Genomic DNA, 14587 nt, shown 5'->3' with positions numbered 1-14587 from the left:
TCTTTTTTTATGTAAAGCAGGGTGCAACAGGATTGTTAAGAGAGATGCAATCAATAAATTTGAACATTAAATCTTTCAAAATATAGTTTGGGAATTTAATGGTAATTGATAAAAAAAATTAAGTGGTTTTAATTTTAAAGGGCATGACATAGTTTTGCCCTTTTTTTATTTTACAATCTATAATAAACAGGGTAGCACAGGATAGCTTTATTCTTTGAGTCGCTTACTTTTAAGTTTGTAACATTAAATTTTGAACCCATGAATTTCATACGAAATCAGTTTTTATTTTTAATTTTTTTTAGCGTTTCATTTTCTATAAAAGCCCAGGTTAAACTGCCGGCTTTGGTTAGTGATAATATGGTTTTGCAGCAAAATGCAAAAGTTAATTTATGGGGATGGGCATCTCCAAACGAAAAAATAAATATCCAGTTAGGCTGGCAAAATGCTTCAGTAGAAGTCATTGCGAATTCAACAGGAAACTGGAAAATAGCAATAGATACCCCACAGGGAAGCGAGAAAGCATATTCCATAACCATTAATGCTTCAAACAAAATTGTTCTTAATAATGTCCTTATTGGCGAGGTCTGGATTTGTTCCGGCCAGTCGAATATGTATTTTCCGGTTGGGAAGGAAGATGGTACATGGAAAACTGGAGTTAAAAATTATGAAGAAGAAATCGGAAAAGCGAATTTTCCAAATATCAGGTTGTTTACTGTATTGACAAATGCTTCTCCGAAACCGCTTGATGATGTTAGCGGAAGATGGGCTGCATGCTCTCCTGAGACTATAAAAACGTTTTCTGCAGTAGCTTATTTTTATGGGAGAGAGTTGTATCAGAAATTAAAAATCCCGATTGGTCTGATTTCTTCTTCATGGGGCGGAACAAAAGCAGAAGCCTGGACTTCTCAGGATGTTCTGGAAGAAAATCCGGAGTTTTTAACCATTTTGGAAGAAGATGCCAAAAACGAAAAAATATATCAGGAAAAATTAGAAGCCTATTATTTAAATATAAAAAATGAAAAACTGGCTGGCAATACTTTAAAAACGGAACTTAAAAAGCCTAAAAAAGAAGCTAATAAAACTTCGTATGTCCTTTATAATGCTATGTTACACCCATTAATCAATTATACAATGAAAGGTGTAATCTGGTATCAGGGCGAAAGTAATTCGGGTAAGGCAAAATTGTATCAGACTTTATTTCCTGCTATGGTAAAAAACTGGAGAAACGACTGGAAACAGGGTGATTTCCCTTTTTATTATGTTCAGATTACGCCTCATAAAGGACAGACTCCGGAGATTAGGGAAGCGCAATTATTATCGTTAAAAGCAATACCCAATAGCGGGATGGCAGTTACTACTGATGTTGGAGATGCTAATAATATTCATCCAATTGACAAACAAACTGTAGGGCACAGACTGGCACTGATAGCTATGGCAAAAACATATAACGAAAATAAATTGGTGTATTCAGGACCAATTTATAATCATATGAAAATCAAAAAAGATAAGATTCAGTTGTTTTTTGATTATGCTGATTCAGGGTTCAAAAAAACAACTGGAGATTTAAAAGAATTTGAAATTGCCGGAGATGATCAAGTTTATTATCCGGCTTTTGCAAAAATAGACGGTAAGACGATTATCGTTTCTTCTGAAAAAGTAAAAAATCCAAAAGCGGTTCGTTTTGCATGGAAAGCAGTGCCTGAACCTAATTTATTTAATGCCGAAAATTTACCTGCATCGCCTTTTCGTACAGATGACTGGTAATTAAAAACGAAGTTACTTTATAAAGTGCTCTTGTTTCATCAGAATATCCAGTATTTCTATCCGTAATCACGGAGTGTAGTTCTAAAAATAATTAGTGAAGAAGGAACTAAAACGCTTAAAATTTTGATTAAAAAATAATATCGTAAAGTATTAATTATTAAGTTGTTAGTACTGAGTGATTAGTGAAGATAGCTAAAAGAAAAGCTAATCACTAATGACTAAGTACGAATCACTCTTTTTATGCTTAAAAACTGCAGTATAGCACAGGATAGTATTCGGACAATAAATAGATATATTTGAAATTAACCTATTTTATTTTCATGAAATTGACCTTCGTAAACTTCAAAAAAATAGTTTTTTTATCCCTTTTATTTTGCCTTTCTGCTTTTGCTCAGCAAGTAAAAAATGAAATAGCTGACAAACCTTTATATCGGGATCCTATTTTTGACGGAGCAGCCGATCCTACCATTATTTGGAGTAACAAGGACAAAAAATGGCTGATGTTTTATACCAACCGAAGAGCCAATATTGGAGGAAACGGCGTAAGCTGGGTACACGGAACTCCTATTGGTATTGCCGAATCAGAAGACGGGGCACACTGGAAATATAAAACCAATTGCAATATTGGCTATACAATTGCAGACGTTACGTATTGGGCTCCGGAAGTCATTAAGCATAAGAACAAATATCATATGTACCTGACAATTGTTCCGGGTATTTTTGAAGATTGGAAACATCCAAGATATATTGTGCACCTGACAAGTAAAAATCTAATTGACTGGAAATTTGAATCACAGCTAAAACTGGCTTCAGAGCGTTGCATTGATGCTTCAGTTTTTCAATTGCCTGATGGAAACTGGCGCATGTATTACAACAATGAAAATGATGGAAAATCAATTTATTATGCAGACAGCAAAGATTTGTACCATTGGACAGACAGCGGAAAAAAAGTCGTAAAAGACAGGGGAGAAGGCCCTAAAATTTTTAGCTGGAAAGGAAAAAACTGGATGATTACAGACCCGTGGAAAGGTTTGGCTGTTTTCTCTTCGGATGATTTTATAAACTGGAAAAGGCAGGAGAAAAACATTCTTCAAATTCCGGGAACGGGAACAGATGATAAAGTAATTGGAGGACATGCAGATGTTGTTGTAAATGATGGTAAAGCCTACGTATTTTATTTTACCCATCCGGGAAGAACATCTGAAAATAAAGGAATTGACAATTTTGAAACAAGAATAAGTTCTATACAGGTGGCCGAATTAGAATATAATAATGGAGAAATCTTCTGTAATAGGGATAAACCGGTGTATATTAATTTAAAACATTAATTGAATTGCTTTAAAATATTGAAAATTTAATTTTATCTAAAAATAAAATGAACAGAAGAAAATTCATAATTGGAAATTCACTCGCTCTTATTGGGCTATGTCTTCCGTTTCCACTCAGAAGCAATAGTTTTCATATTGATCCGAAACTTTCTGATTTTGAAAAAAAACTTAAACCAGTAGGCCGTGCACTTGAATTTGAAGATTACTATGTATGGTGCAATAGTCCTATTGAAGGACCTGATGGAAAAATTCATGTCTTTTTTTCACGTTGGAAAAAGTCTAAATCAATGAGTGGCTGGATCAACGGTTCTGAAATCGCTCATGCTGTTTCAGATCAACCTGAAGGGCCTTATGAATATGTAAGCACTGTTCTCGCTCCGCGTGGGGAAGGTTTTTGGGATGCAACAACCTGTCATAATCCCAGTATTCATTTTGTTGACGGAAAATATGCATTGTTTTTTATGGGGAATTCCAATGGTAAAATGAATACCAAACGTATCGGATTGGCAACTTCAGATTCTCTTTACGGTCCGTGGAAAAGACCGGATGAACCTTTGCTGCTTCCGGGAAATGAAGGTGCGTGGGATGATCTTTTAACCACAAATCCTTCTTTTTTGAAACATCCAAACGGTGAATACTGGCTGTACTATAAATCATTGGATACAGAAAATTATGTGCATCCAAAGTTCCCCATTAAAGGAAACAGAAAATATGGACTGGCAGTAGCAAAATCTCTGGAAGGACCTTATAAAAAATATGAAGGAAATCCGGTTGTTGATTTTTCAAAATTAGGAGATAACAAGCAGTGCGAGGATGCTTTTGTCTGGTATGAAGATAAAAAGTTCAAAATGCTTGCAAGGGATTTGGGTGTTTTTGGACAGGACAACGGACTTTATATGGACTCAAATGATGGAATTCACTGGTCTGATCCTTCAATATCGTATCAGCCGTTAAATAAATATATTAATCAGCCCGAAGCGCCAAAACATCTCAACAGGTACGGTCGTGCAGAACGCCCTCAGTTATTATTTCAAAACGGCAAAGCGACTTATTTATTCACGGCTTCACAAGGCGGAAAATTTGAAACAGCCTCTTCGTATATTTTCAAAATCATGTAAATATCTTTAGAAAATACTCTTCAAAAAATAAAAAAACTATGGTAAGAAATGCTTTTAAAATGAAATTAAAACCGGGATTTGAAACGGAATACAAAAAGCGACATGACGAGATCTGGCCTGAACTGGCAAGTCTGCTTTCAGAAACCGGCATACAGGATTACAGTATTTTTCTGGATGAAGAAACGCTAATTCTTTTTGCAGTTCAAAAAATAAGTGATGATTTCGATTTTGATTTACTGCCAAATCATCCTATTGTGAAAAAGTGGTGGGCATATATGGGCGATATTATGGAGACTAATCCTGATAATTCCCCAGTCGCTATTGGTCTGAAGGAAGTTTTTCATTTAGATTAATCCATTGGGTTGTAACTATTAAATCGTCAGTTCGAGTGTTTTTTGTGTAGAGAAACGGAACAAAACTTCTCGATACGCTCCGCACTCAAAGTGACGTGTATCGAGAACCATTTCGGAAAATTAATTTTCTGTTCTCGATACAATCCCGATGAAAAATCGGGCTCACTCGAACTGACGAAAATTAATCATCAAAAAAAACATCTAACAGATTTAGGTTAATCTTTTATGATTTAGTATGATAAGGTGAAGTTTAAAAATATACTTATGAGATTTCATATAAAAAACACATTTTTTGGAGCTATACTATTTTGCACATTGTTTCAATGCTGGTCACAAGATACAAGGGCTTTTAAAGTTTTTCAGTTCCCGGCTAATAAAATTCCAACGATAGACGGAAAAGCAGATGACTGGAAAATGGTTCCTGAAAGTTATGCGGTTGGGATGGATCAGGTATGGGAAGACAGTGGAAAACACGCCAAAGCAAATCCTGAAAATTTAGCTGTAAGCGTAAAAGTTGCCTGGGTCAAAGGATTGAACCGTCTGTATTTTTTATATGAAGCTTATGATGATTACTGGGATTTTTCGTTGCCGGGGCTTCACAATGATACTTTTGAAGTTATTGTTGATGCAGACCAGTCCGGCGGACCGTTTATAGACAGGTTTCATCCCAATCCTGCATTGACAAATACAATGGATGCTTATTTTTCGTATCACGGAGTCCATGCTCAGAACTACCATATTTTCACTCCTGCTGAAGGAAAAGACTGGACGATGGTTTGGGGCAGTCAGCCCTGGATTAAGGAACTTCCGTATGCGAATGCTGCTTGCAGCTATAATTTTAAACCCGGTGAATCAGGGAAACTGATATTGGAATTCTGGATTACTCCTTTTGATTATGCGGGAAATGATCCGTCCAGAGCAATAGTGTCTGTTTTGGAAGAAAACAAAAATATCGGTCTCTGTTGGGCAATTATCGATTATGACGATGTGAATAACGAAAACAATAATGGCTTTTGGAATCTCTCAAAGGAGCATAAAATGTATGGAAATGCATCTTACAGTCTTCCTTTTAAATTAATGCCTTTGGAAAAACAATTTCAAAAGGATATCAGTGCAAAATGGACTTTTAATGTAATTGATAAAAATAAAAGAACGGTAGCTTTCGTCGATCAGTCTGTAGGCGAAATTGAATCATACAAATGGGATTTTGGAGATGGAAGTTTTTCTACCGAAAAAAATCCGGTTCATGAATATAAAGATGCCGGAAAATATGTTGTAGTTTTAGACATTTCAGGACCAAAAGGAAAATCAAGATTGTCAAAAATCTGGGATGTAGCCATTAAATAAATAGTAAAAATAAAAATTAAGAATGATGAAATCGAAACTCTGTCTTTCAATAGCTTTATCGGCTATGATTTTTGTAAGTTGTAAAGCGCAAAAATCACAATCGGCTAAAATTGTTTTAACCAATAATTCGGATTTAGAATTGCCTCAAAAAGCAGTTTCAATAAAAAGAAGTACGCTAAAAGTAAAGGGAATCGAAAAATCTTTCCCTGTGATTTTACAAAATTCAGATACAATAGCTGCACAAACAAACGATCTGGATGGTGACGGAAAATGGGATGAATTGTTTTTTGTAGTTGATTTTTCTGCAAAAGAAAAGAAAACAGTACTACTGAAATGGTTCAGTACAGATCCTAAATATACAGTAAAAACAAGTGTTAGATTCGGAAAGAGAGAAGCTGAAAACTTACCTGTACAGCCGGCAACAGAAGAAGTTTTATTAGCGAATCAGGTGTATAAAAAATTAGGTTTTCAAAAATACCAGACTGACGGACCAACCTGGGAAAATGATAAAGTAGGTTTCAGACATTATCTTGATGGAAGAAACTGCAAAGATGTTTTTGGTAAAAAAACTCCGGGAATCACACCTGAAAACGTTGGGATTAACGACAAAGGTGCCGTAGAAGACAATTATCACCAAATGCACGATTGGGGAAGGGATATTTTTCCTGTAGGAACTTCAGCCGGATTAGGCGGGTACGGTTTGCTTGTGGGTGATGAAATCAACAGACTTGGGATTCTGATTAATGATACTGTAAATAACGTTGAAAAAACGACTTTTAAAATTGTAACCGAAGGTCCGGTAAATTCGGTTTTAAGTTATAAATATCAAAACTGGCAGGCTTCAGGAAATAAATATCAGGTACAGGAAACAGCTTCTATCTGGCCTGGAATGTATGGCTATAAAAATACAATTTCCTTAACCGGATTAAAAGGAAACGAAACTTTGGTAATTGCGCTTTCAAATATCAATAATCAAAATCCGCTGCAGGTTATTGACTCCGGAGACTATGTTTGTTTCATTCAGCATGATAAACTGACCTATGAGCGTCAATGGATTTTGGGAACAGCTATTATTATTCCAAAAGCAAATTATAAAGGCTATATCGAAGCTCCAAAAACGGGTAAACTGACCAATTCCTATCTGATAAAAGTGACTACAAAAAACAATCAGCCAATTAGTTATTACCCGATCGCAGGCTGGGAACTGAGCACCGATCCAAACTTTAAAGACGCTGATTATTTCAGTAATTATGTGACCACTCTTGCAAAACAGCTTTCTGCCAAAATTGAGGTTGAGATAAGCAAATAATAAATACTTTAGCTCGTTGGGTGAAATTATTTTTTTACTGTTCTATAGCATCTGTTTAAATCTGCGTAAAAAATTAATACCAAAAAGTATTTCACGCAGATTTTAAAGGATTTTCGCCGATGAAATTAGATTTAATCCTTGAATGAAGCTTTTTATTCTGTTTCACCCAACGAGTTACTTTACTAACTAAAACATCCGACCATGACTTATAAACCAGCCAAAATCATAACCTTACTCGTTTTTGGAGCGTGCAGTTTTGCAAATGCCCAGACCAATGATGCCACAACACCGTTACATTTAATGCAGCCTGATTATCCAACCCCTTATGTTATTCCGCAAAAGGAGAACATAAAAGCGGTTTTGGACAGGGTTTATAATTTTTTAGATAAAAATTCGGCTTCTAAAATTGTAAATGCTGCTACAAAAGCAGAAATTAAGGATTATAAAAAAAATAAAGAAGACATCATTTTTGAACCGGGTGCTTTCAGGCTGACCAGTTACGAATGGGGCGTAACCTATGCAGGAATGCTTTTGGCTTCTAAAGCTACAGGTGAAAAATATTTTGCTGATTATTCGAATAAAAGAATCCAGTTAATCGCTGACGTTGCCGAAAATATTCAGGAGAAAAACATCAAAGACAAAGACATGCTCAAAACGCTTCATCCGGAAGCCTTAGATTTTGCAGGAGCACTTTGTGCAGCCTTTATTAAAGCCAAAAAAGACGGTTTAAAAGCCAATATCGATCCTTTAGTTAACAATTACATCCATTTTATCAGTAAGGAGCAATTTAGGTTAAAAGACGGAACTTTAGCCAGAAACAGGCCTCAGGATAATACGCTTTGGCTGGATGATATGTTTATGAGTGTGCCGGCTTTAGCCCAAATGGGAAGTTATACCGGAGATTTTAAATATTTTGATGATGCGGTAAAACAGGTGAATCAGTTTTCTAAAAGAATGTTCAACGAACAAAAAGGAATTTACATGCACGGCTGGGTGGAGTCTATGTAAGTGCATCCGCAATTTCATTGGGCAAGGGCAAATGGCTGGGCAATAATGACTATGGTAGAATTACTTGAAGTTTTACCTAAAAACCATCCGGGATATTCACAGGTGTTGTCACAATTACAAAAACACATTGCAGGATTAGTTCAATACCAGCATGGAACCGGTTTTTGGCATCAGTTACTGGACAAAAACGATTCGTATTTAGAAACGTCTGCTACTGCGATTTATACGTATTCAATCGCCCGAGCGATTAATCGTGGTTATGTTGATAAAATGACATACGGCCCGGCTGTTTTATTAGGCTGGAACGCTGTAGCTTCAAAAGTAAACGACAAAGGTCAGGTAGAAGGAACCTGCGTAGGAACTGGAATGGGTTTTGACCCAGCGTTTTACTATTATCGTCCAATAAATGTTTTTGCTGCTCATGGTTATGGCCCGGTTTTATTGGCTGGAGCCGAAGTGATTTTGCTATTGAAAGACACTCAGTTTCAGATAAACGACAGTGCTATACAATTAAAAGTGGAAGGGAAAAATAATCTTCATAAGTAAAGTTAAGTGTTAGAAGTTATGTTAGCAGCTAATGCAATACATGCTAAGAATTATTAAACTCACTTCTCTCAAAGGCGTAAAGTTTTTTCACTCAGATTTAAAAAAGATTTAAGCAGATGCAGGCAGATTTTTTTTATAATCTGTTTAAATCTGTAGAATCTGCGTGAAATATTTTTTTTGATGTTTTTAAAACTTTATTACTCTGCTACTTTGCGGCTTTTGAAGATTAATACAGTCCCAAAATATATAATTTATGAAACTCCTTCCAATAAATATACTTTTCCTGTTATTCACTCTAACAACTTTCAGCCAGATTGGTACCCGGTTCCCATCAGAAAAAAAGATTATTAAAGATCCTGTCACGGGTCAAGAACTGATTTTTTTAACCACAAAATCTGTCGGTGATTCTAAAACGTATCCAACGCATCCTCAATGGACTTCAGACGGAGAATGGTTAATTTTCAGAACGAAAAGGGCAAATGGCGAAGCGGTTGCTGTCCATGAAAAGTCGGGTGTAATGGTTCAGGTCACTGAAGGGGGCTATTCAGGTACTTTGTGCATGGCGCAGAAATCGATGAAATTGTATTTTATGCGCAAAACAGATGGTGATAAAATGCAGGTTATGGAAGTCAATCTTGAAGCTGTTTTTAAAGACAGTCAGACCGGAAAGATGAAACCCGTTTCGGCTTACGAACGAATTTGCGGTATAACAAAACCGGAAATGGGTGCTTCGGGTGATATGGCTTTGGATGCTGATGAGGAACGGATTTATTTTAGAATCGGAAAAGAAGAAGCCGCGAGACATTTGGATCCAAATATCAAGATTGAAAAAAGCATTGGTCCCCGAAATATGGGAGCAGGGCCGGGCGGAATTAGTAGTCTGAATTTAAAATCAGGCGAATTTAAACATGTTATTTCAGTACCATTTCAGGTGGGGCATATCCAGTCCAATATCTGGAATCCGGGTGAATTGGTTTTTTGTTGGGAAACAGGAGGAAAGTCGCCTCAGCGTACCTGGACAGTAATGGCAGACGGAACAGGTTTAAGACCTTTGTATCCTGAATCTGACTTTGAATGGGTAACGCATGAAGCTGTGATTTCTAAGGATGAAGTCGCAATGGCGATTATGGGGCATCGAAAAATTGATATCCAGAAAGAAGCTCCTGTTGAAATTGCCCAAAATGGAGAAATCAGAAATCCTGAAAATCCAGGTCAGGAAAGCAATTGGGGTAATTCGGGAACCCGTGAAAAACCTACAGGTCTTGCCATTGTAAATTTAAGGACACGCGAAATGATTATTGCCGGACAAACCAAAAGTGGCAGCGGATTATGGCATGTACACGGTTCTGCAGACGGAAGATGGGCGGTAGGAGATGATTTCTCCAGAAGTTTATATCTGATTGACCGAAACACAAACGAAATGCTGCTGCTGACAACCGGACATAAAACAACTGCAGCTGACCATGTTCATCCCACTTTTAACAGGGACGGAACGAAAATCCAGATCCAGTCGGCAATGCTTTCAGAGGATAATCGTACGATGAATATTTGTATTGTGAATGTTCCGAAAGAATGGCTGAAACGTAAATAAGTGATTTAAAAAGCAATACAGTATAGAACAGGATACTGAAGACTTATGGAAAAACTAAATTTGGTTTTACTGTAATTTTATATAAAAAATGTCCAGAAATAATCGTTTTATTTTCAGAAACTTAACCAAAGAAATGATTGAAGCCGTTAATAAGTTTAAGTTTCCTGGAGAGGCAAAAGGCCAAACTGTTCGGACAAAAGAAAATTAAATTACGGAAGTACAGGTTATTACATTTCTATCAATCAAATTAAAATAAAACCTCATAAAATTTAAAACCAAAAAAGATCCAATGAAAAGATTATTGACACTTGCAATCTGCATTTTGGGAGTTTCCCAGTCTGCATTTTCTCAAAATTATAAAAATGACACCTTTCCTGATGGAAGCGCCATTACAACATGGTTTAAGGATTATACTAAAATTCAGCTGAAAGATTTGGGTAAACAATACACGATTACAGATTTTGGCGTTACGAAAGACAGTACCAAAATTCAGACCGTTGCGATTCAAAAAGTAATTGATAAGGCATCCAAAAACGGTGGAGGAGTTATTGTGATTCCAAAAGGTGTTTTCCTTAGCGGGGCTTTGTTTTTTAAGCCAAAAACAAGCTTATATGTTGCTGAAGGAGGAACTCTAAAAGGTTCTGATGATATTGCCAACTATCCAGTTATGCCATCCAGAATGGAAGGCCAGAACCTGGATTATTTTCCGGCATTGGTAAATGCTTACGGCGTGGATAATTTCTCTATTTCGGGAAAAGGAACGATCAATGGAAACGGTTATAAATATTACGAAGCTTTTTGGGCAAGACGAAAAATCAATCCAAAATGTACCAATCTTGAGGTTTCAAGACCAAGACTGGTTTTTGTATGGAACTCGAATAATGTGCAGTTTCAGGACGTAAAGTTGATCAATTCAGGTTTCTGGACAAATCATTTTTACAAATGCAATAATGTGAAATTACTGGATGTTTATATTTTTTCTCCACATAAAGAAATCAAGGCTCCAAGTACCGACGCTATTGATGTTGATATTTGTACCAATGTTTTGATAAAAGGCTGTTATATGTCAGTAAATGATGATGCAGTTGCCTTAAAAGGAGGAAAGGGACCTTATGCAGACCAGGACAAAAATAACGGTGGAAATGCCAATATCATTATCGAAGACTGTACATACGGATTTTGCCATTCTGCTTTAACAAATGGAAGTGAGTCCATTCATAACAGAAACGTAATCATGCGTAATTGTACCATTGAAGGCGCAACCAGAATGCTGTGGCTAAAAATGAGACCGGATACACCGCAGAGATATGAGTATATCAGGGTTGAAGATATTAAAGGAACAGCAAAAAACTGTCTGGTTGTTTTGGCATGGAAACAATTTTTCGACTTAAAAGGACGTCCTGATGTTCCATTATCTTATGGAGATCATGTAACGTTGAAAAATATCAATATGAAATCAGATACGTTTTTTAATGTAGAAAAAGACCCGAACGTTCGTTTGTCTAATTTTACTTTTGAAAATCTGAATATCGAAGCAACAAAATCAGTTATTGATAAAAGTATTGTAGATGGGATTACTTTAAATAACGTGCGTATAAACAAGCAGTTAGTTGAGTAATTTTTTTAGAATTTAATAATTCAGTAGTTCAAAGTTTTTAACGGAAATGGTTTAGAACTTTGAACTTTTGTTTTTTACAGCAAAATAATTTTTTACATGAATAAGAACATATTTGCAGGGTTTCTGCTGCTGTTTCATTTTTTATGTGACAGCATTTACAGTCAGAATAATAATTCTGTTGATTTTTTAATTGGAGATGCAAATCAGTCAGTTTCAATTTATATTGATAAAAATACTGATCCGCTTATTCTTTGGGCTGTAAAAGAACTGGCTGACGATATAAAAGAAATAACAGGCAAAAGACCTGAAATCATTCCGGTTCAGGCTATTTCGAAAAAAGGAATTTATATCGGACAGGCTTCAACAGGTCTTTTTAAGTCAAAATCAAAAGATTTGTCTGGTCAATGGGAAACATTTTCCATTAAAAAAGAGAAAGAAAATCTTCTGGTTACCGGAAGCGATGTAAGAGGAACGGTTTATGCCATTTTTGAAATTACAGAGCGTCTCGGCGTTTCTCCATGGAAATGGTGGGCTGATGTCAATCCTGTAAAAAAAGAAAAACTAACGTTTCAGCTTCCGCAAAAAGGCATCATTTCATCACCATCGGTACAATACAGAGGAATCTTTTTAAATGATGAAGACTGGGGATTAGAGCCATGGGCAGAAAAAACATTCGAACCGGAAGTGGGTAACATCGGACCCAAAACTTACGAAAAGATATTTCAGTTATTACTGCGTTTAAAAGCCAATACGATCTGGCCGGCGATGCATCCGTCAACAAAAGGTTTTTTTACCCTTCCCGGGAATAAGGAAATAGCTCAAAAATATCATATCGTTATTGGTTCTTCACATGCTGAACCGATGCTTCGGAATAATGTTGATGAATGGAAGCCCAAAATTCACGGAGAGTACAACTATTTTACCAATAGAACAAAGGTTGACAAATACTGGCAGGACCGATTGGATGAATTAAAATCAGCCAATAACGAGACGATTATGACCTTAGGCATGCGTGGTGTTCACGACAGTAAAATGGAAGGTACCAAAGATTTGAAGGAGTCAATTGAAATGGTCGAAAAAATCATTTCCAATCAGCGTGAAATGCTTTCAAACACTTTTAAAAAGCCGTTAAAAGAGATTCCACAAGCTTTTGTTCCGTACAAAGAAGTATTAGAATTGTACGATAACGGACTAAAAGTTCCCGACGATATAACGCTTGTATGGCCTGATGATAATTACGGTTATATCCGTCGTCTGAGTAATGAAGAAGAGCAAAAAAGATCAGGAGGAAGCGGTGTTTATTACCACATCAGTTATTGGGGCAGACCGCACGATTATCTTTGGCTGAGTACGACCCAACCGGGATTAATCTGGTACGAAATGACCAAAGCGTATGAAAATGGTGCAAAAAAAATGTGGATCGTAAATGTTGGGGATATAAAACCGGGGGAGTACAACACAGAATTTTTTCTTGATTTAGCCTGGGATATTAACAGTATAAAACACGATGGAATCAATCAATATTTGAAGGAATGGCTCACCAGAGAGTTTTCTACTCAAATTGGAGAATATTTAGGTCCTGCGTTAGAGGAATATTATCGATTAGCGTTTCTCAGAAAACCGGAATATATGGGATGGAGCCAGACGGAACCCACTACGCAAATAAAACTTTCTAGTTTTACGGAAGAAGAGTGTTTGGAAAGAATAAAAGCCTACGATTATTTGATTAATGAGGTAAAAACCTGGGGTTCTGCTGTTGGTGTAGATACCGGACCAGCGGTTCCTGAAGGAAGAGAAGATGCTTATTTTCAATTGGTAACTTATCCAATTGAAGCGGCAGCCAAAATGAACCATAAATTTTTATACTGGAATCTGGCAGCAATGACAACCGATTTGAAACAAAAGGAAAATTATCTGAATTTATCCGCGAAAGCTTATGAAAAAATCAAAGAACTTACAGCATATTACAATAAGACTTTAAGTAAAGGAAAGTGGAACCAGATGATGTCGATGCATCCCAGAAATTTACCGGTTTTTGATTCGATAAAAGCGCCTGCTGTTTCACAAGAAGTTGCTGCAAAACCAAGTTCCAAACCAACTATTACAATTAATGCAAATAGTTTTGTTGCAAATAAAGCTGTAAAAAACTATAAATGGGAAACGATAAGTGGTTTAGGATATAGTAATAATTCGGCTACATTGTTTCCGTTTAAGCATTCTTATTTTGTTGAAAAGCCGTCTGTAACCTATGAATTTGAAGCTGAAAAAGCCGGTGATTATGAAATAGAAATTCATTTGCTTCCAACGCATGCAAACAATTTCGATCATCAGATTGAAGTACAGTTAGATGGAAATAAAGCAAAATCCTTTTCAATTAATACAAAAGACCGAGACAAAACGTGGAAAGAAAATGTATTACGAAACAGTGCTATTGTAAAATTACTTTTTTCAAGTGCAAATAAAGGAAAACATACTATTACGATTGCCGTAAATCAAACAGGAATCGTACTCGATTATATAACTGTAAAATAATTTTATAATAAGTGTCAGGCTGAGCCCATTCGGCTTAGCTCAGGATAAACTTAGTCGAAGCCCTTTTTAATAC

The 14587-nt window shown here is 36.2% G+C and carries 9 protein-coding genes and 1 pseudogene; all 10 read left to right on the top strand.

The window, feature by feature from the left end:
* Positions 1-258 precede the first annotated feature (258 nt).
* Entirely contained in the window at positions 259-1764 is a 1506-nt protein-coding gene (locus GXM17_RS02170; RefSeq protein ID WP_163397638.1) for a sialate O-acetylesterase, read from the top strand.
* Positions 1765-2084: 320 nt separating this feature from the next.
* A complete protein-coding gene (locus tag GXM17_RS02165; RefSeq protein ID WP_163397637.1) occupies positions 2085-3092 on the top strand; it encodes a family 43 glycosylhydrolase in 1008 nt (335 codons plus the stop codon).
* A 47-nt stretch (positions 3093-3139) separates the two neighbouring features.
* Positions 3140-4210 carry a glycoside hydrolase family protein gene (locus GXM17_RS02160; protein WP_163397636.1) on the top strand — a complete coding sequence of 357 codons (1071 nt, stop codon included), beginning with the start codon at positions 3140-3142 and terminating at the stop codon, positions 4208-4210.
* A gap of 38 nt (positions 4211-4248) precedes the next feature.
* Positions 4249-4563 carry an L-rhamnose mutarotase gene (gene rhaM / locus GXM17_RS02155; RefSeq protein ID WP_163397635.1) on the top strand — a complete coding sequence of 105 codons (315 nt, stop codon included), beginning with the start codon at positions 4249-4251 and terminating at the stop codon, positions 4561-4563.
* A 264-nt stretch (positions 4564-4827) separates the two neighbouring features.
* Positions 4828-5910 (top strand): PKD domain-containing protein, encoded by a 1083-nt coding sequence (locus GXM17_RS02150; protein WP_163397634.1) that lies wholly within the window; start codon positions 4828-4830, stop codon positions 5908-5910.
* 25 nt (positions 5911-5935) lie between these two features.
* Positions 5936-7219 carry a DUF4861 family protein gene (locus tag GXM17_RS02145; RefSeq protein ID WP_163397633.1) on the top strand — a complete coding sequence of 428 codons (1284 nt, stop codon included), beginning with the start codon at positions 5936-5938 and terminating at the stop codon, positions 7217-7219.
* Between the two features lie 201 nt (positions 7220-7420).
* Positions 7421-8773: pseudogene (locus GXM17_RS02140) on the top strand (glycoside hydrolase family 88/105 protein).
* Positions 8774-9026: 253 nt separating this feature from the next.
* The gene (locus GXM17_RS02135; RefSeq protein ID WP_163397632.1) at positions 9027-10364 is read left to right on the top strand and encodes a TolB-like translocation protein; all 1338 of its coding nucleotides are present in this window, start codon (positions 9027-9029) and stop codon (positions 10362-10364) included.
* Between the two features lie 289 nt (positions 10365-10653).
* On the top strand, positions 10654-11982 hold the full coding sequence (locus GXM17_RS02130) for a rhamnogalacturonidase (RefSeq protein ID WP_163397631.1): 1329 nt from the start codon (positions 10654-10656) through the stop codon (positions 11980-11982).
* Positions 11983-12078: 96 nt separating this feature from the next.
* Positions 12079-14514, top strand: coding sequence for a glycosyl hydrolase 115 family protein (locus GXM17_RS02125; RefSeq protein ID WP_163397630.1), 2436 nt, complete (start codon positions 12079-12081; stop codon positions 14512-14514).
* Positions 14515-14587 lie beyond the last annotated feature (73 nt).

Source organism: Flavobacterium fluviatile (assembly GCF_010645065.1).
Lineage (GTDB): Bacteria > Bacteroidota > Bacteroidia > Flavobacteriales > Flavobacteriaceae > Flavobacterium > Flavobacterium fluviatile.
The sequence above is the reverse complement of the archived record's forward strand: the minus strand, read 5'-3'. Positions and strand labels throughout refer to the sequence as shown.

Excerpts from the sequence above, each read along its gene's own strand:
- rhaM (WP_163397635.1), top strand. The coding sequence starts at position 4,249 with ATGGTAAGAAATGCTTTTAAAATGAAATTAAAACCGGGATTTGAAACG.
- GXM17_RS02165 (WP_163397637.1), top strand. The coding sequence starts at position 2,085 with ATGAAATTGACCTTCGTAAACTTCAAAAAAATAGTTTTTTTATCCCTT.
- GXM17_RS02130 (WP_163397631.1), top strand. The coding sequence starts at position 10,654 with ATGAAAAGATTATTGACACTTGCAATCTGCATTTTGGGAGTTTCCCAG.
- GXM17_RS02125 (WP_163397630.1), top strand. The coding sequence starts at position 12,079 with ATGAATAAGAACATATTTGCAGGGTTTCTGCTGCTGTTTCATTTTTTA.
- GXM17_RS02160 (WP_163397636.1), top strand. The coding sequence starts at position 3,140 with ATGAACAGAAGAAAATTCATAATTGGAAATTCACTCGCTCTTATTGGG.
- GXM17_RS02145 (WP_163397633.1), top strand. The coding sequence starts at position 5,936 with ATGAAATCGAAACTCTGTCTTTCAATAGCTTTATCGGCTATGATTTTT.
- GXM17_RS02150 (WP_163397634.1), top strand. The coding sequence starts at position 4,828 with ATGAGATTTCATATAAAAAACACATTTTTTGGAGCTATACTATTTTGC.
- GXM17_RS02135 (WP_163397632.1), top strand. The coding sequence starts at position 9,027 with ATGAAACTCCTTCCAATAAATATACTTTTCCTGTTATTCACTCTAACA.
- GXM17_RS02170 (WP_163397638.1), top strand. The coding sequence starts at position 259 with ATGAATTTCATACGAAATCAGTTTTTATTTTTAATTTTTTTTAGCGTT.